This window comes from Pseudoduganella sp. GW821-FHT05F09 (genome assembly GCF_059419605.1).
The window spans coordinates 35,365-59,034 of sequence record NZ_JBWKSD010000011.1; the positions used below are offsets into that span (position 1 = coordinate 35,365).

Sequence of the window (23,670 nt, forward strand, 5' to 3'; positions counted from 1 at the left end):
ACCATATGAAGCATCATCACCGTTATGCCCTGGCGCTTGCGAGCGCCCTCGTGTTCGGCGCCATGCCCGCCATGGCGGCGGACGCCGCCCTGGCCCAGCGCTGGGAGAAGCTGCGCACCGAACAGCCCAAGCTGCAGATACGCGACGCCGCGCGCGCCCTCAACGTGTCCGAGGCAGAACTGCTGGCCACCAGCATCGGCAAGACCGCCACGCTGCTCAAGAACGACGGCAACGCCCCGCGCGAAATCATGCGCCGCGCGCTCGACCTGGGCAAAGTGCTGGCCCTGACGCGCAATGAAAACGGCGTGCTGGAACGCACCGGCATCGCCACCCGCATCGAGCAGGACGCGGCGGCGGCGCAGACTGCGGCCGGTGCGCCCGGCGATCCCGAACGCGAAGCGCGCATGCGCAACATCGCCGGCGGCTACCTGGGCGGCGAGATCGACCTGCGCTTCAACTTCGCCAACTGGAAGCACGCTTTCGCCGTGGAGCAGCCGGGCCGCGATGGCCAGACCTCGCGTAGCCTGCAGTTCTTCGACGAGAACGGCAACGCGGTGCACAAGCTGTACCTGAAGAACGAAGCGGCGGTCGGCATCTTCGACAAGCTGGTGGCGGACTTCCGCGCAGCGGACCAGAACGCCGCGCTGAAGGTGCTGGCGGCGGCGCCGAAGCCGGTGGAGAAAGCCGACAGCGCGGTGGACGTGAAAGAGTTCCAGCTGGCCTGGAAGGAGATGACGGACGTGCACCAGTTTAACCGCCTGCTGGGCGAGTTCGGCATCTCGCGCGAACAGGCCATGCGCCTGGCGCCCGAAGGCGCCGTGCAGCGCGTGTCGCCGAAAGCGGTGCGCAATCTGCTGGACGAATCGGCCAGGCAGAAGCTGCCCATCATGGCTTTCCTGGGCAATGGTTCGGTTACGCAGATTTTCAGCGGCGTGATTGAGAAGACCGCAGCCAGCGGCGACTGGTACAACGTGCTGGACCCGGACTTCAACCTGCACCTGCGCGAAACCGCCTTCAACAGCGGCTACGTGGTGCAGCGCGCGGGCGTGACGTCGGTGGAGTTCTTCGACAAGAACGGCGAACTGGTGGTGACCTTCTTCGGCGTGCGCGAGCGCGCCAAGCCGCAGCCGCAGACCTGGGTGGATTTGACGCGCAATCTGCCGCAGGCCTAAGCCTGCGGCGTTGCTCAGCCGTCGACAGCGGCTCGGCCCAGTGCAGGATCGTCGGTGAAGAACCCATCCAGCTCCAGCTTCAGATAGCGCTTGATCTCGGCCACCGAACCGGCCGGATTGCGCGCATGCTCGCCTGCGCTGCTGCGGAAATCCGCAGCCAGGAAGCGGTTCTCCGGCCGGAAGGTCCACGTCTCCACGCGCAAGCCCGCTGCGCGGCCATCGGCCGCCAGCGAAGTTGGCTCGGCCAGGAAGCCGTCCTGCTTCAGCGGTATCAGCATGCGCGTCGGCGGCGCCACCACGTCCGCGTAAGCGGCGATCGCCTTCAGCCCGGCGGGCGTGCACATCTGCCCGTAGGTAAGGGCGCCGTTGGCCGCCTCCACGTCCGCCGGACGCTGCGTGGGCGCGCCCACCAACTGCATCAAACGGATGTTGGCGCGGCGTCCCAGCTTGTCGCGCACATACTTCAGATTGGCCACTTCGAAAGACTGGATCTCCACCGGGTGGCGGCGCGTATAGTCGTGCGCGGCCAGCGTGGCGAAGAAGCGGTCTTCCAGCGGTAGTCCCGCGCCGGCAAAGTAGGCCGAGCTTTTCAGCTCTGGCACCAGGCCGATCACGCGGCCCGTTGCGGCCGATTGCGCCGCCACGAAGTCGATGATTTCCTCGAACGTCACCACCTGGAACATGCCGTCGAACTGCGCGCTGCCGGGGCGCGATTCAGGAATGCGCTCGACGGCGCGCAGCGTCTTGATTTCGGCCAGCGTGAAGTCGTCCACGAACCAGCCTTCATGCGTTTGGCCGTCTATGGTCTTGCGCGCGCGGCGGCTGGCGAATTCTGGACGCTTGGCCACGTCGGTGGTCTCGTTCAGGAAGGCGTCGTGGCGTGCCACCAGGATGCCGTCCCTGGTGCAGACCAGGTCCGGCTCCACGTAGTCCGCGCCGTCGGCAATGGCTTTGGCGTAGGACGCCAGCGTGTGCTCGGGCCGCAGCGCGCTGGCGCCGCGGTGGGCGAACACCAGCGGCTTCGTGCTGCTGCCCGCGCCGCCCGCGCCGCCAGCGCCAATTCCGGCGGCGGCAAAGGCGGCCGGCGCCAGCAGCGCGCCGCCGCCGGCGGCGGCCACGCTGCCGATGAAGCCGCGCCGCGACAGCAGGCGGCGCGCGGTGAGGATGGTGTCCATCAGAAGTCCGCCATCACGGTCACGAAGGCCTGGCGCGGGGCGATCGGGAAGGTGTTGTAGGTCTTGTCCGCCGCGCCCACCACCACGTTCAGGCTGCCCATGCGGTCCGCCAGGTTGCTCACGTTGACGCGGTAGCGCGCGTTCTTCACCAGGCCGCCGTTCAGGAATGGCAGCTGGCCGGACACGCCCAGGCCCAGCAGGAAGTAGCTCGGCACCGAAAGGTCATTGGTGTAGGTGGCGTAGCGCTTGCCCACGTACTCGCCGCTGAGCTGGAACTCGGTGTCGGCCATGGTCATGGTGGCGACGAATTTGTTCATCCATTGCGGATTGCCCGGCACGGTCTTGCCTGCGGTCGGCACCACGGTGGCGCCGTTGCTGTAGTTGTCCTCGTAGGTGGAGCGGTTATAGGACAGCGCGTTGTACAGCGAGAAGCCGCGTCCGAAGTGCAGCGTGCCCGACAAGTCGATGCCGTCGATCTTCACGCTGCCCACGTTGGCCAGTACCGGATTGCCGCCGATGATGGCCGAGATCACCGGAGTGGGGCTGATTTGCAGCAGGCGGTCCTTGAAGTCCACGTGGTAGACGTTGACCTGGCCGTCGAAGGCCTTGAGCATGCCCCAGTCCAACTGGTGGCTGCTGCGCAGGCCGGCCTCGTAGGTGACCGAGGTTTCAGGCTTGGCGGTGGACTTGAACAGGTCGAAAGCCTGCTGGCTGGCCAGCGACCATGGCGACGCGCCGCCGCCGCCGTAGGTGACGAACTGGCGCATGTTTTTCTGCACGTTGAAGAAGGCCTGGTCATGCGCGGTGAGGTCCCAGCGCCCGCCGATCTGCGGCAGGAACCATTTTTTGGTTTCGATCTGGCCCACCGGCAGCGCCTTGGAGCCGCCCGAGATGGCGCCCAGCTTGGGCTGCACCGGGAACTGGCCGTCCGCGTCCTGCAGGCTCGATTTGAAGCCGGCCTGCAGCACCACGTCGTCGCGCATGCGCCATTCGTCCTGCAGGTGCAGCTGGATGACTTTGTTGTCTATGGTGCTGCCGTACTGCGTGATCAGCGGATTCGAAGGGCGGTCGTATGGCGAGCTTGGGTTGTTCACGTCCAGCGCGTACCAGCGGCGGTAGGCCGAGGACTTGTTGTGCTCATACCAAAGGCCGCCCTGCACCGTGTGGCTGCCGAATTCGCTGCGCAGCGTGGACAGGAAACCGCTGCGGTTAATGTCGTATTCGGTGGTGCGGGTGGCGTAGCCGGAGCCGCCGAAGACCTGCTTCAGGTTCTGGTTCGGGTAGTACACCGCGAACAGCGCAGGCAGGCCCGCCACGCCGATGGGGCCGGCCACCACGCCCACGCCGTCGTCGTCGTGGTGGTAGACCTGGTTGCTCCAGGTGGTGGATTCGCCCAGGCGCCAGTCGAACTTGGCGTAGCCCAGGTAGTCCTTGCGCTGCGCGTCGCTGTAGTAGTTGCGGTAGTTGTTGCCCTCCGCCGCAGGCGTGGCGCCGGTGGGCGACAGGTAGCTCAGCGCGTAGGCGAAGTCTGGATAGGTGAAGGGACGGGTATAGGGGGCGCTGGTTTCGCCGGCCACGTGCACGGTGCTGTCCTCGTTCGGCTCGATCTTGTCCGAGTACGCGAAGTACAGGGTCAGCTTGCCGGCTTCGCTCTGGTTGACGAATTTGGCGTTGACCTGGTCGCCGCCTTGCTTGCCGTTGAAGTCCCAGGCGCGCTGCTTCTGGTGCGCGGCCGAGATGTAGGCGCTGTTGCCGTCGCCGAAGGTGCCGGTGTCGAAGCGCGCGTAGGTGCGCGAGGTGCGGTAGCTGCCCAGGGTCTGCTGCACGGTGGCGCCGCGCGCGGCCAGCGGGTCGCTGGAGAAGGTCTCGATGGTGCCGCCCAGGTTGCTGGTGGAGGCGGTGGCCAGGTCGCCCGCGCCGGACGACAGGATCACGCTGCGCACGTTCTCGCTGATGACGGCGCGCTGCGGCGACAGGCCGTTGTAGTTGCCGTACTGCTGGTCGCCCAGCGGCACGCCGTCCATGGTGTAGCCCAGTTGCTGGCCGCTGAAGCCGTGCACGAACAGCGACAGGTTCTGTTCGTTGTTGCCCCATGGGTCGGCGGTCTGGAAGCTCACGCCGGGCAGGGCCTGCAAGGCCTTCAGCGGATTAATACCGGGCAGGATTTTCTGGATGTCGTTCTTGGTCATCGCCACCGAGGAGCGGGTTTTGCGCGAGGCCACTTCCACCGTGGCGACAGGGCCGGCCACGGCTGCGGCCATTTCGCTGCCGCTGTCGGGCGCCGCCGGCGCCTCCGGTTCGGCTGCCATGGCGGGGAAGGAGAATGCCATGCAGATGGCGGAAGCGAGGAGAGTCTTGTTCATCATGAGCCTGTCGTTGGAAACATTGGGAGAAATGCAAACGACGCGCAGCGTAACCAGCCGGTATGACGGCGGCATGACGGGAGGATGACGATTTGATGAATCAGGCGGGGAGGGGGGAGGGGGGGCGGCCAAGCGCCCCGTAGGGCGGGCTAGCCGGCGCAAGCCGGCGTAACCCGCCAAGGCAGCTTAGTGCTTGGCTTCGCTGGCGTGCATCAGCACTTCGGCGGGGGCGCTGGTGACGAACAGTTGGGCGCAGTCGACCTTGTCGTACTCGTAGTGCTGGCCGCAGAAATCGCAGTTGATGGCGACGGTGCCTTGCTCATCGAGCACGCCTTCCACTTCCTCCTGGCCCAGCATCTTCAGCATATTGCCCACTTTTTCGCGGGTGCAGCTGCAATGGAAGGACGGATGCACCGGATCGAAGACGCGGATGGTCTCTTCCCAGAACAGGCGCTGCAGCAGCACGTCGATGGTGGTGCCGAGGATTTCCTCCTGCTTCAGCGTCGAGCCCAGGATGACCGCGCGGTTCCAGGTCTCCAGCGCTTCTTCCTGCGACAGCTGGGCCGCCTCGGCGTTGCCGCCGTGGTGGGGCAGCTTCTGCAGCAGCATGCCGCGCGACACCTGGTCGTCGGCCGCCAGCCACAGCTTGGTGTCCAGCTGTTCCGAGCGCTGCATATAGTTCTCGATGACGGTGGCCACGTCGTCGCCGTCCAGCGGCACGATGCCCTGGTAGGGCTGCTGGCCCGGCATCTTGTCGGCCGGGTCGAGCGTGATGATGAAGCGGCCCTTGCCGTGCGCGTTCAGCAGCTGCATCACGCCCGCGTCGGCGGGCACTTCCAGGTCCGGGTTCAGCTTGGCCGTGGCGCGCACGCGCAGGTCGGCGTCGCATTCCACCACCAGCAGGCGCACCGGGCCGTCGCCGTGGATCTGCATGATGATGGAGCCGTTGAACTTCAGGTTGGCCGACAGCAGCGCGGCGGCGGCCACCATCTCGCCCAGCACGCGCTTGACCGGCGCCGGGTACTCGTGGCGCGCCTGCACTTCGCGCCAGGTGGCGGAAATGTCGATCAGTTCGCCGCGCACGGAAGCGTTGTCGAAGATGAATTTCTGCAGCGTGTCCTGGCCAGCGGCCAGATCGGGGGTAATGCTCATTATTTATCCTATTTTCTTGAGTTGCGTCTTGTACTGCAGGCCGCGCTTCACATAGCCGTCGGCGGCGAGCAGCAGCTTGGCCACGTCTTCTTCCGTCAGCGTGCGCACGGCCTTGGCCGGAGCGCCGATGATGAGCTGGTTGTCCGGGAATTCCTTGCCCTCGGTCACCAGCGCGCCGGCGCCGACCAGGCAGCCCTTGCCGATCTTGGCGCCGTTCAGTATCACCGCGCCGATGCCGACCAGCGAGCCGTCGCCCACGGTGCAGCCGTGCAGCATGGCGGTGTGGCCCACGGTGACGTTCTTGCCCAAGGTGAGCGGGTAGCCCATGTCGGTGTGCATGACGGAGTTTTCCTGCACATTGCTGTTCTCGCCGATGGTGATGCGCTCGTTGTCGCCGCGTATGGTGGTGCCGTACCATACCGAGGCGTTGGCGTGCAGCGTGACCTTGCCGATCAGGGTTGCGGTGTCGGCGACGAAGGCGGATGCATCAATCTCGGGCGCGTGTTCGCCCAGCTGGTAGATGGTCATGGAAAGCCCAAAGTGTATATTTGTGGAAACGGTGGAATGGCGCTATTTTACGCCTGCCGGGGCCCGGCTCGCTGCCGGCTTTGCGAACGATCGTGCTATTATCAGGGCTTGCGCCCGTCCAAGGCACCCATATTGCGCTCGCCGCGTTACTTTCAAGGCTGCATTTACCATGAAACCTTCCCGATCCGAATTCATCAATGTGCGCGGCAACCGCACCCATATCCGCCACTGGGGCAGGGAAGGGGCGCCCAAGATCTTCATGGTGCATGGCTGGATGGACGTGTCCGCCTCGTTCCAGTTCGTGGTGGACGCGCTGCAGGGCGACTGGCACGTGATCGCGCCGGACTGGCGCGGCTTCGGCCTGACCGAGCGCCCGCGCGTGGATACCTACTGGTTCGTCGACTACCTGGGCGACCTGGACGCCATTCTGCGCCACTACCAGCCGGACAGCCCGGTCAACCTGCTGGGCCACAGCATGGGCGGCAATGTGGTGGGCCTGTACGCGGGCGCGCGCCCCGAGCGCATCCGCCGTTTGATTAACCTGGAGGGCTTCGGCATGAAGACCACCACGCCGGACCAGGCGCCGGGCCGCTACGCCAAGTGGATGGACGAGCTGCTGGAGCCGCAGGAAATGCGTGGCTACGCCGATCTGGCGGAAGTGGCCAAGCGGCTGCAGAAGACCAATCCGCGCCTGTCCGACGCACGCGCCGCCTTCCTGGCCGGCCATTGGGCTGGGCAGAACGACAAGGGCGAGTGGGAAATCCTGGGCGACCCGGCGCACAAGCGCATCAACCCGCTGCTGTACCACGTGGAGGAGGTGATGGCATGCTGGCGCGCCATTACCGCGCCGGTGCTGTGGGTGGAGGCCGAGCACACCAATATGTGGCTGTGGATGGGGCCGAAGGAGGAGGCACGCGTGGAAATCGACCGCCGCCTGGGCCACCTGGCCAACGTCACCACCCGCATGATGGACAACGCCGGCCACATGCTGCACCACGACCAGCCGGAACAGCTTGCAGCCATGCTGGAGGAGTTTCTCGCGTAGCGTACAATAAGGTTTCAAATATTGTGAAAATCCTGCCCGTATGAATGTAGATTTACATTGCCATTCCAATGTTTCCGACGGCGTGCTGCCGCCGGCCAAGGTCGCCAAGGTGGCGCGCGAGGCCGGGGTGGACGTGTGGGCGCTGACCGATCACGATGAAGTGGGCGGCATTCCGGCCGCCCGCGCCGCCGCCGCCGAGCAGGGCATGCGCTTTGTGACCGGCGTGGAGATCTCCATCACCTGGGCCAACGAGACGGTGCACATCGTCGGCCTGCAGATCGACGAGAACAACGCCGCTCTGGTGCAGGGCCTGGAGGCGACCCGCTCTGGCCGCGACAACCGCGGCCGTGAAATCGCCGCCCAGCTGGCCAAGGCCGGCATTCCGGACGCCTACGAAGGCGCGCTGAAATACGTGTCCAACCCGAACCTGATGTCGCGCACCCACTTTGCGCGCTACATCGTGGAAATCGGCGCCTGCCGCAATACCTCGGAAGTGTTCAAGAAATACCTGTGCGAAGGCAAGCCCGGCTACGTGGAGCACCGCTGGGCCAGCCTGGAGCAGTCGGTGCAGTGGATACGCGGCGCCGGCGGCATTGCCGTCATTGCCCACCCGGGCCGCTACAAGTTCAGCGACACCGCGCAGGGCGTGCTGTTCGACCAGTTCAAACAGCTGGGCGGCGCGGCCATCGAGGTGGTCACCGGCAGCCATACGCCGGACCAGTATCCGGAATACGCGCGCCTGGCCAATGGCTACGGCTTCCTGGCCTCGCGCGGCACCGATTTCCATGCGCCCGGCGAGGCACGGGTGGACTTCAAGCTGCTGCCGCCGCTGCCGGGCAATGTGACCCCGGTCTGGCACGACTGGTTCTGATGCCAGTTGTAAGCGGACTTGTAATTCCGGCTATCCGGCCATATCTTATGCTCGGATAACTCTGCGGAGCAAAGCAATATGAAACGTATCGTCCTCTTTATCGCCACCAATCTGGCCGTGATGCTGGTGTTGTCGCTGGTGCTGTCGCTGCTGGGCATAGGCCGTCCGACGGCGGGCGGCCAGCTGCAAATGGGCAGCCTGCTGGCGTTTTCGCTGGTGGTGGGCTTCACCGGCTCCATTATTTCGCTGCTGATCAGCAAGCCCATGGCCAAGTGGAGCACCGGCGCGCGCGTGATCGACGCGCCCGCCAACTCCACCGAGCAATGGCTGGTGGCCACCGTGCGCCAGCTGGCCGAGCGTGCCGGCATCGGCATGCCGGAAGTGGCCGTGTATGACGGCGAGCCGAACGCCTTCGCCACCGGCGCGTTCAAGAATTCGGCCTTGGTGGCGGTGTCCACCGGCCTGCTGCAGTCGATGAACCGCGACGAGGTGGAAGCCGTGCTGGGCCATGAAGTGGCCCACATTGCCAACGGCGACATGGTGACCATGACCCTGATCCAGGGCGTGGTGAATACTTTCGTGGTGTTCCTGGCGCGCATAGTCGGCTTCTTTGTCGACAATATGCTGCGCAGCAAGGACGACCAGCGCAGCAGCGGCAACGGCATCGGCTATATGGTCACCGTGTTCGTGTGCGAAATCGTGTTCGGCCTGCTGGCTTCCATCATCGTGGCCTGGTTCTCGCGCCAGCGCGAATTCCGCGCCGACGCCGGCTCGGCCAAGCTGCTGGGCAGCAGCGTGCCGATGCAGCACGCGCTGGCCCGCCTGGGCGGCCTGGAGCCGGGCGCGCTGCCGCAGAACATGGCGGCCTCCGGCATTACCGGCGGCGGCGGCTGGTCGGCGCTGTTTTCTACCCACCCGCCGATGGAACAGCGCATCGCGGCCCTGCAGCAGTTGCCGCGCTGAGCCTAGCCCATGAGCCAATATTTCCAGATCCATCCGGTCAACCCGCAGCTGCGCCTGATCAAGCAGGCCGCGCAGATCATCCACGGCGGCGGCATCGTCGCGCTGCCGACGGATTCCTGCTACGCCCTGGTGTGCCATCTGGACGATAAAAGCGCGGTCGAGCGCCTGCGCCGCATCCGCGGCATCGACGAGAAGCACCACCTGACCTTGCTGTGCCGCGACCTGAGCGAGATCGGCGTCTACGCCCGCGTGGACAACAAGCAGTTCCGCCTGCTCAAGGGAGCCACGCCGGGGCCGTTCACCTTTATCCTGGAGGCGACCCGCTGCGTGCCGCGCCGCCTCAGCCATCCCTCGCGCAAGACCATAGGCCTGCGCGTGCCGGAGAACTGCATCGTCGAGATGCTGCTGGCCGAGCTGCAGCAGCCGCTGCTGGGCACCACGCTGATACTGCCGGGCGACGACCAGCCGCTGACCGATCCGGACACCGTGCGCGAGCGCCTGGAAAAGCAGGTCGACCTGATTATCGACGGCGGCGCCTGCAGCTTCGAGCCGACCACGGTGATCGACCTGAGCGGCCCGGAACCGGAGCTGGTGCGCCAGGGCCGGGGCGACCCCGCCGTGCTGGGCCTGTAGGCGCGGCCATCCCCCAACCCCCTCACTCGCCAGGCCGGCCATCCCGCTCTGGTAGAATTTACCCATGACCGATTTCAACCAAACGATACAAACCATCGCCGTCTTCGCGATCCCTGTGCTTTTCGCCATCTCCCTGCATGAAGCCGCCCACGGCTACGTGGCCCGATATTTCGGCGACACCACCGCCGAGCAGCAGGGCAGGCTGACCGCTAATCCCATCGCCCATATCGACTGGTTCGGCACAGTGCTGCTGCCTGTGATGTTGGCGCTGAGCCCGCTCGGTATTGCTTTTGGCTACGCCAAACCTGTGCCGGTGGACTACAGCCGCTTGCGCAATCCGAAGAAGCAGATGGGTTTCGTTGCCGCTGCCGGTCCGGCCGCCAATTTCGCTATGGGGGTGGGCTGGGCCATTGCGCTGGTGCTGATGGCCCGCGTGGGCGTAACCGAGCCCTTTTTGATCGAAATGGGCAAGGCCGGCATGCTGACCAATGCCATGATGTGCGTGTTCAACCTGATCCCGGTGCCGCCGCTGGATGGCGGCCGCATCGTCACCGCTATCCTGCCAGCCCAATTGGCGTATAAATTTGCCAAGATCGAGCGCTACGGCCCATACGTGTTCATTGGCCTGCTGGTGCTGATGTACACCGGCATCCTGAGTCCGTTCCTTGCGGTAATGGTGCACGCGTGCCGTTCGCTGTTCATCTTGCTGGTGTTGCCACTTCAAGCGCTTCTTTACTAACTGCCATGTACCCCGACCGCGTCGTCTCCGGCATGCGCCCAACTGGCGCCATGCATCTGGGCCATTACCATGGCGCCCTCGCCAACTGGATCAAGATGCAGGCCCAGCAGCCTTGCCTGTTCTTCGTGGCCGACTGGCACGCGCTCACCACCCATTACGACGACCCGGAGCTGATCGAGCGCAGCACCTGGGACATGCTGGTGGACTGGCTGGCGGCCGGCGTGAATCCCTCGCAGGCCACGCTGTTCATCCAGTCGCGCGTGCCGGAACACGCCGAGCTGCATCTGCTGCTGTCCATGGCCACGCCGCTGGGCTGGCTGGAGCGGGTGCCCACGTATAAGGACCAGATCGAGAATCTGGCCAATAAAGACCTGGCAACTTACGGCTTCCTCGGCTATCCGCTGCTGCAGGCGGCCGACGTGCTGATCTACCGCGCGTCGGAAGTGCCGGTGGGCGAGGACCAGGTGCCCCACATTGAAATGATGCGCGAAATTGCGCGCCGTTTTAACCATTTGTACGGTAAAGAGAAGGGTTTCGAGCAGAAGGCGCAGGACGCGGTGAAAAAGCTGGGCAGCAAGCGCGCCAAGCTGTACAACGAGCTGCGCACGCAATTCCAGCAGGACGGCGACGACGAGGCGCTGGAGCAGGCCAAGGCCATGCTGGACGACGCCCACAGCCTGTCGATGATAGACCGCGAGCGCCTGTTCGGCTACCTGGAAGGCAGCCGCAAGCTGATCCTGGTGGAGCCGCAAGCCAGACTGACCGCCTCGTCCCGCCTGCCGGGACTGGACGGGCGCAAGATGTCCAAGAGCTACGGCAACACCATCGCACTGCGCGAGGACAAGGACGTAGTGACCAAGAAAGTGCGCACCATGCCGACCGATCCGGCCCGCGTGCGCCGCAGCGACGCGGGCGACCCGGCGCGCTGCCCGGTCTGGCAGTTCCACCAGGTCTATTCGGACAACGCCACCCAGGAATGGGTGGTGAAGGGCTGCCGCTCGGCCGGCATCGGCTGCATCGAGTGCAAGCAGCCGGTGATCGACGCCATCATCAAGGAACAGGAGCCGATGCACGAGCGCGCCCAGGCCTATCTGGACGACCCCACGCTGGTGCGCGCCATTGTGGCGGACGGCAACGACGTGGCCCGCAAGCTGGCTCAGGAAACGATGCGCGATGTGCGCGAAGCAATGGGACTGTCATATACATGAACGATGAAATTTCACCCTGGATCAAACGATTCGCCCCCCTGGTGCCGGGCGGCGAAGTGCTGGACCTGGCCTGCGGCACCGGCCGCCACGCGCGCCATATGGTGGCCCTGGGCCACTCGGTGGTGGCGGTGGACCAGAATGCCGATGCGCTGGCGGCCGTCAACGGCGACGGCATCGTCACCTCCCAGATCGACCTGGAAGCGGACGGCGCGGTGTGGCCTTTCGGCCCTGGCCGTTTTGCCGGCATCGTGGTCACAAACTACTTGCATCGGCCGCTAATTGCGGACATGCTGGCCAGCTTGGCGCCGAATGGCGTGCTGCTGTACGAGACTTTTTCTGAGGGCAATGCGCAGTTCGGCAAGCCGTCCAACCCGGATTTCCTGCTGGCGCCGGGGGAGTTGCTGGCGTGGGCGGCCAAGCACGAATTGCGCGTGATCGCCTTTGAAGATGGCTTGGTGGAAACACCAAAACCGGCGCTGGTGCAGCGCATCTGCGCGGTGAAAGCGGAATTCCCGCGCGTTGCGGCCCTCTTGCCGCCGTTTTAATCGTATTTTTAATATGCGATACTGCGCCGGGAAGCACCACAGACCCGGCCTATCGTCTACAATCGTTGTTTTAATATCTTACTGTTTTGGTTAACTATGATTAAGGGCAGCATAGTAGCAATTGTCACCCCGATGCACGCAGACGGCAGTCTGGACTATCCGGGTTTGAACAAGCTGATCGATTGGCACATTGCCGAAGGTACGGATGGCATAGTCATCGTGGGCACCACTGGCGAATCGGCCACCGTCAACGTTGATGAGCACTGCGCCCTGGTCAAGGCCACCGTGGAGCACGCCAAGGGCCGTATTCCCATCATCGCCGGCGCCGGCGGCAACTCGACCGCCGAGGCGATCGAACTGACCCGCTACGCCAAGGAAGCGGGCGCGGACGCCGTGCTGCAAGTCGTGCCGTACTACAACCGTCCTACCCAGGAAGGCATGTACCAGCACTTCAAGGCCATCGCCGAAGCAGTGGATATCCCTGTGATCCTGTACAACGTACCGGGCCGCACCGTGGCCGACATGTCGAACGAGACCATCGTGCGCCTGGCCGCCATCAAGAACATCATTGGCGTCAAAGATGCGACCGGCAATATCGGCCGCGGCCTGGACCTGCTGCGCCTGGCGCCCAAGGACTTCGCCGTTTTCTCCGGCGACGATCCCACCGCCGTGGCCCTGATGCTGGCCGGCGGCAAGGGCAATATCTCGGTGACCGCCAACGTGGCCCCGCGCGCCATGCATGAAATGTGCAAGGCCGCCATGGCCGGCGACATCGCCAAGGCCATCGAAATCAATAACAAGGTCTTCCCGCTGCACCAGAAACTGTTCGTCGAGCCCAATCCGGTGCCTGTGAAGTGGGCGCTGGCCGAGATGGGCATGATGCCTGCCGGCATACGCCTGCCGCTGGTGCCGCTGGCACCCGAGTACCATGAGACCGTGCGCGGCGCGCTGCGCGAAGCCGGCCTGATCAACTAAGCACCGCTCCCGGCGGGACTTTCCTTTCCAGTAAAACATGACTATTCGCAAGACAGCATCCCTTACCGCCATCGCCGCCGTGGCCGTCAGCCTGACCGGCTGCGGCATGATCAGTTCGGTTATCGGCAATGACAAGGTTGATTACAAGTCCGCCAAGAAAGCCAGCACGCTGGACGTGCCGCCTGATTTGACGCAGTTGCAGACCGATAACCGCTATTCTTTGCCAGATAGCAACCGCGGCGTGGCCACGGCGTCCGGCTACCAGGCCCAGCGCGCCGCCGGCGGCACGGGCGTGGCCGCTCCGGCGGGCGGCAGCAACCAGGTGGCCTCGACCGGCACCGACAGCGTGAAAGTCATGCGTGCGGGCAACCAGCGCTGGCTGGTGGTCAAGCAGACCCCTGAGCAGCTGTGGCCGCAGCTGAAGAATTTCTGGGAAGAGTCGGGCTTCACGCTGTCGCTGAACGAGCCTAAGGCCGGCATCCTGGAAACGGAATGGAATGAAAACCGCGCCAAGATCCCGCAGGACTTCGTGCGCAACACCATCGGCAAGGTATTCGATTCGCTGTATTCGAGCGGCGAGCGCGATAAATACCGCACCCGCCTGGAACGCCTGCCGGACGGCAGCACCGAGATCTACATCAGCCATCGCGGCGCGGAAGAAGTCATTACCGGCGCCCAGAAGGAAAGCACGATGTGGACCGCGCGTCCTAACGATCCCAACCTGGAAGCCCTGTTCGTTGCCAAGCTGATGACCAAGCTGGGCGGCGGCAAGGACGAAGCCGAGGCGCGCACCGCCGTGGACAACGCCATTGTCCAGCCGCAGCACGCCACGCTCAAAGGCGCAGGCGAAACCCGCCTGGTGGAAGTGGACGAGGGCTTCGACCGCGCCTGGCGCCGCGTGGGCCTGGCGCTGGACCGCGCCGGCTTCACCGTGGAAGACCGCGACCGCGTGAACGGCATCTACTTCGTCCGCTATGTGGACCAGGATGCCGGCGCAACCAAGGGCTTCTTCTCCAGGCTGTTCAGCTGGGGCTCGTCCGAGAAGGACAAGGAAGCGCAGCGCTACCGCGTGACCGTCAAGGCCGGCGCAGGCACCACCAGCGACGTGGCCGTGCTGACCAACGACGGCAAGCCGGAAACCACCGCCACCGGCGAGAAGATCCTGGTACTGCTGCACGAACAGCTGAAGTAAGCTGGGCAGCCATGAAAAAACCGGCCTCGGCCGGTTTTTTTACGTCCCGGCATTTGCGGCCGGGCGGCGCCGGCAAAAACGCAGGCGAAAAAAAACCGGCCGAGGCCGGTTTTTCTTTTCCAACTGACTGATTACTTCGCTGGAGCAGCAGCAGCGGAAGCAGCCGAAGCAGCAGCCGAAGCGGCAACAGCAGCAGCGGAAGCGGCCGAAGCGGCAGCAGCAGCGGCTTCAGCAGCAGGAGCAACAGCAGCTGGAGCAGCAGCGTCAGCGGCTGGAGCAGCTGGAGCAGCAGCAGGAGCTGCTACTTCTGGGGTTGCTACTGGAGCAGCAGGAGCTTCTTCTTTTTTCGAGCAAGCAGCCAGAGCAACGGCCAGCAGGGAGGCGATCAGCAGGGATTTTTTCATGGGTTTTCCTTAATTAATTCAAAAAATAAACAACAATGTTGCGATGAATAATTACCGGTAATTATCGCTCATTAGGGCGTCTTCGTAGGCCTTTCGTACCAAATGGTGCCTGCCAGACAACGGAAACTTCCTAACCGAATATTATAGCGATTTTTGGTGCGTCGCAATAGCATAGAAGGCCGAAATCGCAACTATTTTGCGATAACGCAATAAATTGCTTCCTCAGCCATTTGCCTGCATCGCCTGCCATTACCGGCATACCTGTCGAACAGCAGCATTCTACATTGAACGGGGCTAGAGTCCAGTAGTGTCCGCACTCAAACCGGGCAAGGACTCGGCCCACATTTCCGCGTAACGTTCGCCGCAGACCTGGGTGTCGGTTGCTGAATCATACACGGCTTCGCCGCGGAAGTGGTCTGAATGATAACGGCGCACCACGTGCAGCTGGTCGGCGATGCAGAAGGAGTCGGTCAGCAGGCGCAGCGCCGGGCTGGAGCGGCGGCACTCAATGGCGTGGCTGTAGTCGCGCAGCAGGCGCTGGAAGCGCGGCGCGTTGCGCTCCAGTTCCGCATTGCTGTGCGCCAGCAGCGTCAGCCTGCCGTGTTTGGACAGGAAATGGCGCAGCAAGGCGTCCATTTCGCTGCTGCCGAGCTGCCAGGCGGCGAAATCCGGGTCGAACAGCTGCAGCGTCAGGTGGGCGCGGGAAATGCAGACCCGCAATTGCTCCTGGAAGCCCGCGCGGGTATCGAAGGGCTGGATCTGCTTTTCCATGCGCGCTCTCCTGTTTAAGCCAATTCGAGCCAGCCGTCCGTGTACCAGGCGTACAGCGCGTCCGTTACGTCGTCCGACGCGTCGGCCAGGGCTGCGGCGTCCAGCGCGCGGTTGTTGGCCAGGGCCACCAGCGCGGCCTTGTCGGCGCGGCCGGCGGCGAAGGACTCGCCGTTGATGAAGACATGGCTGCCACGGTACAGCATTTGCGACTTGGCCGACAGCACCACGCCGCCTTTCTTGGCGGCGGCCTGCAGGAAGCGCTCGAACGTGAGCGGCTTGGCGGGGCCGGTGAAGAACACATTGTGCTTGGGCTCGGACAGGTACTCGCCCAGGAAGATGGTGATGTCGTCCTCGGTGAAGCGCACCTTGTTCAGTTCCTCGATCACCGTATCGAGCATGTGGCGCGGGATTTCGGCCGGCTTGCCGGTCGCTTCCAGGTCCGGATCGGCGTAGCGGCCGGGCAGGTCGATGGAGTCCGCCATCCATTGCAGGAAGTTCTCGCCCAGCTCCTGGAAGGCCGGCGAACGGAAACCGATGGAATAGGTCTGGCAGTCGCCGATGGCGGTGCCGTCGTGCGCGTAGTGCGGCGGCAGGTAGAGCATGTCGCCCGGCTCCAGCACGAATTCCTCTTCCGACTGGAAGTTGGACAGGATTTTCAGCGGTATGCCTTCGATCAGGCTCAGGTCCTTCTGCGCGCTGATGCGCCAGCGGCGCTGGCCCTGCGCTTGCAGCAGGAACACGTCGTAGGAATCGAAGTGCGGGCCTACGCCGCCGCCGTCGGTGGCAAAGCTCACCATCAGGTCGTCCAGGCGGGCGTCGGGGATAAAGCGGAACTGGCGCAGCAGCGCGTCGGCGCGGGCGTCGAACAGGTTCACGCCTTGCACCAGCATGGTCCATTCCTTCTCGTCGCGCGGGGGTATCGCTTCGATCGGACCGTGCTGCATGTCCCATTCGCCGTCACGCTTGGTGATCAGACGGGATTCGACGAAATTCTTGGTGGCCAGTTCGGCCAGCGCGTCCACCGTCAGCAGCGGCTTGAAGCCGGGCACCGCTTGGCGGATCAGCAATGGTTTTTTGTGCCAGTAGTCGCGCAGGAATTGCGCGGGCGTGATGTCGCCCAGGAGAGGTAATTTTTTCATACGCCATTATAACAAGCACACGGATGGGGGAATTCGCGGCAAGGTATAATTCGGGCAGCTTAAATATGAAAGGAAGCCATAATGAAGATCGCCAAGAACTCCGTCGTGACCGTGAACTACAAACTGTCCGACGCACAGAATAACCTGATCGAAGACGGTCGCCAGCCTATGGTCTACCTGCACGGCGGTTACGAGAACACGCTGCCGAAAATCGAAGAAGAGCTGGACGGCAAAGAGACCGGCTACGCCACCACCCTGCAGATCGAACCGGAAGATGCGTTCGGCGACTACGACGCCAGCCTGGTGAAAGTGGAGCCGCGCAACCGCCTGCCTGAGCCGCTGGAAGTGGGCATGCAGTTCGAAGGCATGCCGGATGGCGAAGACGGCGACGAAGAAGCGCTGATCTTCACCGTGACCGAAATCGCAGACGACAAAGTGGTCCTGGACGGCAACCATCCGCTGGCCGGCATGGCGCTGCGCTTTGAACTGGAAGTGGTGGATGTCCGCGCTGCGACCGACGAAGAAATCGCGCACGAACACGTGCACGGCGCCCATGGCCACCATCACGGCGACGAAGATGACGGCGATGAAGGCGACGAGTTCCGCTCGCACCCGATTCACTAAGCAGTTTGGCGGGTTAGCGCAGCGCGCGTAACCCGCCAGTATTACGGCGCCGTTTCCTCGCCCAGCGAGAACAGGTTGGCGCTGCCAGGCTGTACCCGCACCGTTTCCCATTCCACGCCCAGTCCCAGATGTCCCAGGTTGCCGCGCCACGTCATGGCCGGAGGGGTTTTCGCATCGCCCTGGTTATCGACCAGCAGCACCTTGCCTTTGAATTTTTCCGCCAGCGCGCGCAGCTGCTTGCGCACTTGCGTGTAGCCGTCCTGTTTTTCCGAGAAGCCGCCCAGCAGCGAGAAGCCTTCCTCCACGTGCGCGCCCGGATCGCCGTCCGAGAACAGCACAATGCCTTCCACGCCGCGCCGCTGTGCCAGCGCGAACAGGCGGTGCAGCCAGGCGCGGTTGGCCACCAGCCGGTCTTCGAACTCGCTGTTGCGGCCCGCTTCCAGCAGGAAGTGGTTGTTCTGCGCGGGCAGGTTCAGCGTGGCGAACAGCACCGGGCCATGTTCCCAATAGGCGTTCTCGGCGTAGCTGCGGAACTTGGCCGTGGCCGAGAGGCGCGTCAGCAGCAGCGGCTGCAAGCCCAGCGACTCATTGCCCGGATAGAAAACTTCGCGGATGCGGTTCAGGCGTTCGATGGCGTTCGAGCGTCCCGCCGAATTGCGGCACGCGGTCCAGTCGGTGCCGGCGGGGGAAACGATGATGGGGCGCGGCGATTCGTCCAGCACCTCCTTGCGCTGCGCGTACAGCTTGTCGCTGCAAGGCTCGCTGGCCGCCTTGATGCCGGTGGCGACGATGAACACCGGCTTGTCCTGGCTGGCTTCCGTGATGGCGCGCTTGAGCAGCGCCTCGTCCGCGCCGGCTTTGAATGCATGGCCGATGGCGCTGAACACAAAGGCGCGCGGGGCTTTCGCTGCCGCGCTCTTGCCCGCTGCGGCGCCGCCCGTCTTTGCCGCCGCGCCGAAGGCGGGCGACGCGGCCAGGCAGGCCGTCAGCAGCAGGGCGGCGCGGCGCTTCATGCCAGCGCGGGCTCCGCCAGGCGCTTGAGCTGGTACAGGCGTTCCAGCGCTTCGCGCGGGGTCAGCGCGTCCGGGTCCAGGCCGTCCAGCGCGTCGAGCAGCTCGCGCATGGCGGGCGACTCGGCCGGCTGCGCCGCCTGCATCGCTGCCGCATGCGGCTGCGGCGCTTCCTCGTCGTTGGCGTCCGCCGTTGGCGCGGCGAACAGGTCCAGTTGCGGCGTGGCGTCCAGCGCTTGCGCTTCCAGGCGCGCCAGGTGCTTGCGCGCGGCCTTGATCACGGGCTGCGGCACGCCGGCCAGCTGCGCCACCTGCAAGCCGTAGCTCTGCGAGGCCGGGCCGCTCTGCACCGCGTGCAGGAACACGATGGTGTCCTTGTGCTCCACGGCGGACAGGTGCACATTGGCGGCGGTGGGATGGCTCTCCGGCAGCTGCGTCAGTTCGAAGTAGTGGGTGGCGAACAGCGTGAAGCTGCGGCTGGTGTCGATCAGGTGGCGCGCGATCGCCCAGGCCAGCGCCAGGCCGTCGAAGGTGGACGTGCCACGGCCGATTTCATCCATCAGCACCAGCGAATTGTCGGTGGCGCCGTTCAGGATGGCCGCCGCTTCCGTCATCTCCACCATGAAGGTGGAACGGCCGCCGGCCAGGTCGTCGGTGGCGCCGATGCGGGTGAACACGCGGTCGATCGGGCCGATCACGGCGCTGGTGGCGGGCACGTAGCTGCCTACGTAGGCCAGCAGCGTAATCAGCGCCACCTGGCGCATGAAGGTCGATTTACCGCCCATGTTGGGGCCGGTGATCAGCAGCAGGCGGCGGTCGTTGACGAAGCGGCAGTCGTTGGCGATGAAGCGCTCGATCTGGCCTTCCACCACGGGGTGGCGGCCTTCCACGATATTGATGCAGGGTTCGGCCACCAGCTCCGGCGCGCACCAATTATGGCGCAGCGCGTGGCTGGTGAGCGCGGTCAGCGTATCGGCCTGGGCCAGCGCCTGCGCGATGGTCTGCAGGGAGCCGATGAAGGGCGCCAGGTCGGCCAGCAGCTGGTCGTACAGGACCTTCTCGCGCGCCAGCGCGCGGTCCTGCGCCGACAGCGCCTTGTCCTCGAAGGCCTTCAGCTCAGGCGTGATGTAGCGCTCGCAGTTCTTCAGCGTCTGGCGGCGGCGGTAGTCGTCCGGCACCTTGTTGGCCTGGCCGTTGGTCACTTCGATGTAGAAGCCGTGCACCTTGTTGTATTCCACGCGCAGGTTGGCGATGCCGGTGCGCGCGCGTTCGCGCGTTTCCAGGTCCATCAGGTACTGGCCCGCGTTTTCGGACAGGCCGCGCAGCTCGTCCAGGTCCGCGTCGAAGCCGCGCGCGATCACGCCGCCGTCGCGCACCATGGTGGCCGGTTCTTCCATCACCGCGCGGGTCAGCAGGTCCAGGCAATCGTCCGGCGTGGCCAGCGCGTGGTGGATGGAGGCCAGCAAAGTGCCGCTGTCCTGGCCTATGCTGCGTTCCATCGCCTGGCGCAGCATGGGCAGCTGCTTCAAACCGTCGCGCAGGCTGGCCAGGTCGCGCGGGCGCGCCGACAGCAGCGCGATGCGCGTGGTGATGCGTTCTATGTCCGGCACCTGCGCCAGCGTTTGCGACAGCACGCCGGTGGTGTCGCTGTGCGCCAGCGCCGCGATGGCCTGGTGGCGCGAGCGCGCCACGCCCTGGTCGCGCTTGGCGTGGTGCAGCCAGTAGCGCAGCAGGCGCGAACCCATGGCGGTGCGGCAGTGGTCCAGCAGCGAGAACAGGGTGGGCGATTCCTGGCCGCGTATGGTTTCGGTCAGCTCCAGGTTGCGGCGCGTGGCCGCGTCCAGGCCGATGAATTCGGACTCGGTCTCGGTCGACAGGCTGCGCACGTGCTGCAGGCCGCGTCCCTGCGTCGACTGGGCGTAGCGCAGCAGCGCGCCGGCCGCGCCGAAGGCAGCGCCCAGGTTGTCCGCGCCGAAGCCGGTCAGCGTGGCCACGCTCAGCTGGTCCAGCAGCGCCTTGTGGCCGCTCACCACGTCGAAGTGCCATTCGGGCACGCGGTTCACATGGCAGGTGAAGGCTTCCTCGAACAGCTCGGCGTCGTCGCCGCGCAGGATCTCGGCCGGCGAGATGCGTTCCAGTTCCTGCTGCATGCGGATCGCCACGGTGCGGCTGTCGCCCGAGAACTCCATCAGCTTCAGCGCGCCGCTGGCCAGCGACAGCCAGGCCAGGCCGGCCGTCACCACCTTGCGCTGGCTGATCATGCACAGCGCCAGCAGCGGACGCTCGGCCTTCTCCGGCAGCAGGTCCGAATCGGTCAGCGTGCCGGGCGTCACCACCCGCATCACCTTGCGCTCGACCGGCCCCTTGCTGGTGGCCGGATCGCCGATCTGCTCGCAGATGGCGCACGATTCGCCGATCTTGACCAGCTTGGCCAGGTAGCCTTCCAGCGAATGGAAGGGCACGCCCGCCATCTTGATCGGCACGCCGTTGGACGAACCGCGCGCCGTCAGCGTAATGCCCAGCACGCGCGAGGCCTTCTCGGCATCCTCGTGGAACAGCTCGTAGAAGTCGCCCATGCGGTAGAACACCAGCATGGACGGGTATTCCGCCTTGATGCGCAGGTATTGCTGCATCATGGGCGTGACTTTTTCAGCAGGGCTGTTCTTGACGGCGGCGGCGTTGATTTCGCTAGGAATGGTGGTCATTGTTTCGTGGTTCGATGTGGCTGCGCGCACGGGCGCGCAATGGAGCAATAGGCCGACATTTTACCGCTTTCACAACAATGCGCTGAGTTTCCTGAGTCTTCAGGGCAGAAAATCCTCATCCAGCAGTTGTTCTATGGTGTACGGGGAGCGGGACGGGAATTGCGTGGCCGGCAGTCTTGTTTCGCGCGCAGCCTGGCGCAGCGCGTGGGGGTAGTGGGCTTCCAGTCTTTCCCGGAGCGTATTTCGTAAGCTGGGGCTGTCTTCAATGATCAGCCGGATCTGACTGCGTTGCTCATAAATGGTGTGTTCCCAGCTGTGGGACTTGTGGTCTGGCTGGAACTGGCATTTGAGTAGATGGACGATCAGTAACTCCATCCTGTGGTTCAGTTCGCGGCGGTCTCGATTGGCCATGGAGATAAGCTCGTCGATGAGGTTTTCGCTGTCCAGCAGCTCCAGGCGGCCAGCGCGCAGGAATGCGGCTTGCGATTCCAGCCAGCGGATGAAGTCGTCTCCGTAGGCGGGAACAGGGTCATCTTTGAAGTCCAGCATGGCGCACCTCCTTTACTTCACGGTAGCAAAGTCCCGCTGAAAGTCCAGGCTACGCCTTTTTGCGGAAGCGTCAGCGGGCCGCGTCGTATTTCTTGAGCAGGACGTGCAGGCGCTTGCTGCCGTTGTCGCCCAGCCAGGTCCACATATTCTCCACTGCTGCCTTGTGCGTGCCGTAGTAGCGCTTGTTGACCATCAGCCACAGGGCGCGGGTGCGGAAGGGGCGCTCCAGGCGGGCCAGCTGGCCGCCGAATTCCCGGGCCAGCAACTCGTCCATGTCGGCGGGCGTGTTCAGCGATACGGCCACCGCGTCTATCCGGTTCAGCCGCAGCTTGTCGAAGTTGCGGCGGGCGTTGGCGGCGCCGTCGTCGATTTCCATGCCGGCTTCCCGCAGCTCGGCGGCGAACGATACGCCGTGTGTGACGCCCACGCGGCGCCCGCGCAGGTAGGCCGCCGTATCCCGGCTGGCGGCGGCGCGGTCGGCGGCGCGCACGTAGATCATGGTGAACTGCGGCAGGCCGCGGCTGGCGTCGGGCTGGCCACGGCTGTCGAGGGGCAGGGCGATCTGCCGCAGGTCGGCCGGCGGCGTGGTCATGACGACGGCGTCGATCTGGCCTCCGTTCACGGCGCCCAGCAGGCGCGCGGTCGGCAGCCGCAGGGGCTCGACGGTGCAGCCGCTTCTGGCCGCCATCTCCTGCAGCAGCTCCACCATGGCGCCCGGCGCCTTGGGCACCGTGTCCGAGCCGATGTAGTAGGGCGGCGCATTCTGCGTGGTATAGCCGAGCCGCATGCTGCAGGCTTCGGCGCCTGCGGCCAGCATGAGCAGCAGCGGCAGGGCGGTGGTGCGCAGCAGGTCGGGGATTGATGAGGGCATCCCGCATGATAACTGTACCTGTCCGGTTCGCAAGCGACTGTACCTCCGCCGCCACAGCGCCCGCGCTTACCATGTGTGCATGTTTTGAGACCCAGGAGCTGGTGCCATGATAGTCCGTCCCCCCGTCAACTGGCTGCGCCTGCTGTTCGTGTGGCGCGGCTCGGTGCTGCCGGCCATTTTGCCGCAGCTGCTGCTGATGCTGTTCGTCAGCACGGTGGCGCTGGAGACGGACGGCCGCATCGCCGGCGCCAAGCTGCCGCTGGACACGGCGGCCTTCCCGCTGCTGGGCGTGAGCCTGGCCATCTTCCTGGCCTTCCGCAACAACGCCAGCTACCAGCGCTTCACCGAGGCGCGGCTGTGCTGGGGCCAGCTGCTGATCGCCGCGCGCGCGCTGGCTTCGCAGGCGATCAGCTGCTTCCCGGCGCAGCAGGCGGCGTTCAACCAGGCGCTGTTCCGGCGCCGGCTGATCGCGGTTATGTACGCGCTCAAGCACCAGCTGCGCGGCACCGATCCCATGCCGGAACTGGCCGGCCTGCTCGATGCGCAGGAGCTGGCGCTGCTGCGCGGACGCAGCTTCCTGCCGGTGGCGCTGCTGGACGCGCTGCGCCAGATGCTGGTGCAGGCCGCGCTGCGCCCGCCGGCCCGGGGCGAGGTGCTGATGGTGCTGGACCGGCAGGTCAACGCGCTGGGCGCGGCGGTGGGCGCTTGCGAACGCATCCGCTCCACGCCCATCCCTTACGGCTACGGCGTGCTGTTGCACCGCACCGTCTACCTGTACTGTTTTTTGCTGCCGTTCGGCCTGGTCGATGCGATAGGCGCGGCCACGCCGCTGATTACCGTGTTCGTGGCCTACACTTTCTTTGCGCTGGAGGCGATTGCCGAGCAGGTGGCGGAACCCTTCGGCACGGCGCCGAATTGCCTTGCGCTGAATGCGCTCACGCGACAGATCGAGCGCTCCGTGTGCGAGCAGTACGGCGCGCCCATGCCGGCGGCGCTGCAACCCGATGCGGGCTACCGCATCGACTGACAACAGGAG

At 65.0% G+C, this 23,670-nt stretch carries 23 protein-coding genes; 12 read left to right on the forward strand and 11 right to left on the reverse strand.

Annotation, left to right across the window (positions count from 1 at the left end; genetic code table 11):
* Positions 1-5 precede the first annotated feature (5 nt).
* Positions 6-1,172: a hemin-degrading factor gene (locus AC07S4_RS27535; protein WP_494989636.1), complete on the forward strand. Its 1,167-nt coding sequence runs from the start codon at positions 6-8 to the stop codon at positions 1,170-1,172.
* 14 nt (positions 1,173-1,186) lie between these two features.
* Here the strand turns inward: AC07S4_RS27535 and AC07S4_RS27540 are convergent, their stop codons facing one another.
* From AC07S4_RS27540 to AC07S4_RS27555, 4 genes are all read right to left on the reverse strand, one after another.
* The gene (locus AC07S4_RS27540; protein WP_494989637.1) at positions 1,187-2,347 is read right to left on the reverse strand and encodes a glycerophosphodiester phosphodiesterase family protein; all 1,161 of its coding nucleotides are present in this window, start codon (positions 2,345-2,347) and stop codon (positions 1,187-1,189) included.
* Positions 2,347-4,713, reverse strand: coding sequence for a TonB-dependent receptor (locus AC07S4_RS27545; protein WP_494989638.1), 2,367 nt, complete (start codon positions 4,711-4,713; stop codon positions 2,347-2,349). Before AC07S4_RS27545 ends, AC07S4_RS27540 begins: the two co-directional genes overlap by 1 nt.
* A 183-nt stretch (positions 4,714-4,896) precedes the next feature.
* Positions 4,897-5,862, reverse strand: a complete 966-nt coding sequence (gene hslO, locus AC07S4_RS27550; RefSeq protein WP_494989639.1) for an Hsp33 family molecular chaperone HslO — start codon at positions 5,860-5,862, stop codon at positions 4,897-4,899.
* Positions 5,863-5,865: 3 nt separating this feature from the next.
* Positions 5,866-6,390 (reverse strand): gamma carbonic anhydrase family protein, encoded by a 525-nt coding sequence (locus tag AC07S4_RS27555; protein WP_494989640.1) that lies wholly within the window; start codon positions 6,388-6,390, stop codon positions 5,866-5,868.
* Positions 6,391-6,559: 169 nt separating this feature from the next.
* Between AC07S4_RS27555 and AC07S4_RS27560 the strand changes: the two genes are divergently transcribed.
* From AC07S4_RS27560 to bamC, 9 genes are all read left to right on the forward strand, one after another.
* Positions 6,560-7,435, forward strand: coding sequence for an alpha/beta fold hydrolase (locus AC07S4_RS27560; RefSeq protein ID WP_494989641.1), 876 nt, complete (start codon positions 6,560-6,562; stop codon positions 7,433-7,435).
* Positions 7,436-7,475: 40 nt separating this feature from the next.
* Positions 7,476-8,306 (forward strand): 3',5'-nucleoside bisphosphate phosphatase, encoded by an 831-nt coding sequence (locus tag AC07S4_RS27565; RefSeq protein ID WP_494989642.1) that lies wholly within the window; start codon positions 7,476-7,478, stop codon positions 8,304-8,306.
* 78 nt (positions 8,307-8,384) lie between these two features.
* Positions 8,385-9,269, forward strand: a complete 885-nt coding sequence (gene htpX / locus AC07S4_RS27570; protein WP_494989643.1) for a protease HtpX — start codon at positions 8,385-8,387, stop codon at positions 9,267-9,269.
* Positions 9,270-9,278: 9 nt separating this feature from the next.
* Positions 9,279-9,902: an L-threonylcarbamoyladenylate synthase gene (locus tag AC07S4_RS27575; protein ID WP_161072711.1), complete on the forward strand. Its 624-nt coding sequence runs from the start codon at positions 9,279-9,281 to the stop codon at positions 9,900-9,902.
* A 64-nt stretch (positions 9,903-9,966) separates the two neighbouring features.
* On the forward strand, positions 9,967-10,641 hold the full coding sequence (locus AC07S4_RS27580) for a site-2 protease family protein (RefSeq protein ID WP_494989644.1): 675 nt from the start codon (positions 9,967-9,969) through the stop codon (positions 10,639-10,641).
* 5 nt (positions 10,642-10,646) lie between these two features.
* Complete coding sequence (locus AC07S4_RS27585) at positions 10,647-11,849, forward strand: tryptophan--tRNA ligase (RefSeq protein ID WP_494989645.1); 1,203 nt, start codon at positions 10,647-10,649, stop codon at positions 11,847-11,849.
* Positions 11,846-12,394 carry a class I SAM-dependent methyltransferase gene (locus AC07S4_RS27590; protein ID WP_494989646.1) on the forward strand — a complete coding sequence of 183 codons (549 nt, stop codon included), beginning with the start codon at positions 11,846-11,848 and terminating at the stop codon, positions 12,392-12,394. The genes AC07S4_RS27585 and AC07S4_RS27590 overlap by 4 nt, the downstream gene beginning before the upstream one ends.
* Before the next feature lie 96 nt (positions 12,395-12,490).
* Positions 12,491-13,369 carry a 4-hydroxy-tetrahydrodipicolinate synthase gene (gene dapA, locus AC07S4_RS27595; protein ID WP_494989647.1) on the forward strand — a complete coding sequence of 293 codons (879 nt, stop codon included), beginning with the start codon at positions 12,491-12,493 and terminating at the stop codon, positions 13,367-13,369.
* A 37-nt stretch (positions 13,370-13,406) separates the two neighbouring features.
* Positions 13,407-14,561, forward strand: coding sequence for an NlpB/DapX family lipoprotein (gene bamC, locus AC07S4_RS27600; protein WP_494989648.1), 1,155 nt, complete (start codon positions 13,407-13,409; stop codon positions 14,559-14,561).
* Positions 14,562-14,692: 131 nt separating this feature from the next.
* On the opposite strand, the gene AC07S4_RS27605 is transcribed toward bamC, so the two are convergent.
* The 3 genes from AC07S4_RS27605 to AC07S4_RS27615 form a co-directional block, all read right to left on the reverse strand.
* Positions 14,693-14,965, reverse strand: coding sequence for a hypothetical protein (locus tag AC07S4_RS27605; protein ID WP_494989649.1), 273 nt, complete (start codon positions 14,963-14,965; stop codon positions 14,693-14,695).
* Positions 14,966-15,259: 294 nt separating this feature from the next.
* Positions 15,260-15,736, reverse strand: coding sequence for a DUF7931 domain-containing protein (locus AC07S4_RS27610; protein WP_494989650.1), 477 nt, complete (start codon positions 15,734-15,736; stop codon positions 15,260-15,262).
* 14 nt (positions 15,737-15,750) lie between these two features.
* Entirely contained in the window at positions 15,751-16,875 is a 1,125-nt protein-coding gene (locus tag AC07S4_RS27615) for a JmjC domain-containing protein (RefSeq protein ID WP_494989651.1), read from the reverse strand.
* 81 nt (positions 16,876-16,956) lie between these two features.
* Here AC07S4_RS27615 and AC07S4_RS27620 point away from each other — a divergent pair, with 81 nt between their 5' ends.
* The gene (locus AC07S4_RS27620; protein WP_494989652.1) at positions 16,957-17,499 is read left to right on the forward strand and encodes an FKBP-type peptidyl-prolyl cis-trans isomerase; all 543 of its coding nucleotides are present in this window, start codon (positions 16,957-16,959) and stop codon (positions 17,497-17,499) included.
* 41 nt (positions 17,500-17,540) lie between these two features.
* On the opposite strand, the gene AC07S4_RS27625 is transcribed toward AC07S4_RS27620, so the two are convergent.
* The 4 genes from AC07S4_RS27625 to AC07S4_RS27640 form a co-directional block, all read right to left on the reverse strand.
* Positions 17,541-18,512, reverse strand: a complete 972-nt coding sequence (locus AC07S4_RS27625) for a hypothetical protein (protein ID WP_494989653.1) — start codon at positions 18,510-18,512, stop codon at positions 17,541-17,543.
* Positions 18,509-21,214 carry a DNA mismatch repair protein MutS gene (gene mutS, locus AC07S4_RS27630; RefSeq protein WP_494989654.1) on the reverse strand — a complete coding sequence of 902 codons (2,706 nt, stop codon included), beginning with the start codon at positions 21,212-21,214 and terminating at the stop codon, positions 18,509-18,511. Before mutS ends, AC07S4_RS27625 begins: the two co-directional genes overlap by 4 nt.
* Positions 21,215-21,313: 99 nt before the next feature.
* Positions 21,314-21,763, reverse strand: a complete 450-nt coding sequence (locus tag AC07S4_RS27635) for a DUF29 domain-containing protein (protein ID WP_494989655.1) — start codon at positions 21,761-21,763, stop codon at positions 21,314-21,316.
* Between the two features lie 70 nt (positions 21,764-21,833).
* Entirely contained in the window at positions 21,834-22,634 is an 801-nt protein-coding gene (locus tag AC07S4_RS27640; RefSeq protein WP_494989656.1) for a substrate-binding periplasmic protein, read from the reverse strand.
* A gap of 106 nt (positions 22,635-22,740) precedes the next feature.
* On the opposite strand from AC07S4_RS27640, the gene AC07S4_RS27645 reads away from it, so the two are divergent.
* Positions 22,741-23,661 carry a bestrophin family protein gene (locus tag AC07S4_RS27645; RefSeq protein ID WP_494989657.1) on the forward strand — a complete coding sequence of 307 codons (921 nt, stop codon included), beginning with the start codon at positions 22,741-22,743 and terminating at the stop codon, positions 23,659-23,661.
* The last annotated feature ends 9 nt before the right edge of the window (positions 23,662-23,670 follow it).

Bases quoted from the DNA above. Each gene is read 5' to 3' on its own strand.
- AC07S4_RS27535 (WP_494989636.1), top strand. From the start codon at position 6: ATGAAGCATCATCACCGTTATGCCCTGGCGCTTGCGAGCGCCCTCGTG.
- AC07S4_RS27540 (WP_494989637.1), bottom strand. From the start codon at position 2,347: ATGGACACCATCCTCACCGCGCGCCGCCTGCTGTCGCGGCGCGGCTTC.
- AC07S4_RS27545 (WP_494989638.1), bottom strand. From the start codon at position 4,713: ATGATGAACAAGACTCTCCTCGCTTCCGCCATCTGCATGGCATTCTCC.
- hslO (WP_494989639.1), bottom strand. From the start codon at position 5,862: ATGAGCATTACCCCCGATCTGGCCGCTGGCCAGGACACGCTGCAGAAA.
- AC07S4_RS27555 (WP_494989640.1), bottom strand. From the start codon at position 6,390: ATGACCATCTACCAGCTGGGCGAACACGCGCCCGAGATTGATGCATCC.
- AC07S4_RS27560 (WP_494989641.1), top strand. From the start codon at position 6,560: ATGAAACCTTCCCGATCCGAATTCATCAATGTGCGCGGCAACCGCACC.
- AC07S4_RS27565 (WP_494989642.1), top strand. From the start codon at position 7,476: ATGAATGTAGATTTACATTGCCATTCCAATGTTTCCGACGGCGTGCTG.
- htpX (WP_494989643.1), top strand. From the start codon at position 8,385: ATGAAACGTATCGTCCTCTTTATCGCCACCAATCTGGCCGTGATGCTG.
- AC07S4_RS27575 (WP_161072711.1), top strand. From the start codon at position 9,279: ATGAGCCAATATTTCCAGATCCATCCGGTCAACCCGCAGCTGCGCCTG.
- AC07S4_RS27580 (WP_494989644.1), top strand. From the start codon at position 9,967: ATGACCGATTTCAACCAAACGATACAAACCATCGCCGTCTTCGCGATC.
- AC07S4_RS27585 (WP_494989645.1), top strand. From the start codon at position 10,647: ATGTACCCCGACCGCGTCGTCTCCGGCATGCGCCCAACTGGCGCCATG.
- AC07S4_RS27590 (WP_494989646.1), top strand. From the start codon at position 11,846: ATGAACGATGAAATTTCACCCTGGATCAAACGATTCGCCCCCCTGGTG.
- dapA (WP_494989647.1), top strand. From the start codon at position 12,491: ATGATTAAGGGCAGCATAGTAGCAATTGTCACCCCGATGCACGCAGAC.
- bamC (WP_494989648.1), top strand. From the start codon at position 13,407: ATGACTATTCGCAAGACAGCATCCCTTACCGCCATCGCCGCCGTGGCC.
- AC07S4_RS27605 (WP_494989649.1), bottom strand. From the start codon at position 14,965: ATGAAAAAATCCCTGCTGATCGCCTCCCTGCTGGCCGTTGCTCTGGCT.
- AC07S4_RS27610 (WP_494989650.1), bottom strand. From the start codon at position 15,736: ATGGAAAAGCAGATCCAGCCCTTCGATACCCGCGCGGGCTTCCAGGAG.
- AC07S4_RS27615 (WP_494989651.1), bottom strand. From the start codon at position 16,875: ATGAAAAAATTACCTCTCCTGGGCGACATCACGCCCGCGCAATTCCTG.
- AC07S4_RS27620 (WP_494989652.1), top strand. From the start codon at position 16,957: ATGAAGATCGCCAAGAACTCCGTCGTGACCGTGAACTACAAACTGTCC.
- AC07S4_RS27625 (WP_494989653.1), bottom strand. From the start codon at position 18,512: ATGAAGCGCCGCGCCGCCCTGCTGCTGACGGCCTGCCTGGCCGCGTCG.
- mutS (WP_494989654.1), bottom strand. From the start codon at position 21,214: ATGACCACCATTCCTAGCGAAATCAACGCCGCCGCCGTCAAGAACAGC.
- AC07S4_RS27635 (WP_494989655.1), bottom strand. From the start codon at position 21,763: ATGCTGGACTTCAAAGATGACCCTGTTCCCGCCTACGGAGACGACTTC.
- AC07S4_RS27640 (WP_494989656.1), bottom strand. From the start codon at position 22,634: ATGCCCTCATCAATCCCCGACCTGCTGCGCACCACCGCCCTGCCGCTG.
- AC07S4_RS27645 (WP_494989657.1), top strand. From the start codon at position 22,741: ATGATAGTCCGTCCCCCCGTCAACTGGCTGCGCCTGCTGTTCGTGTGG.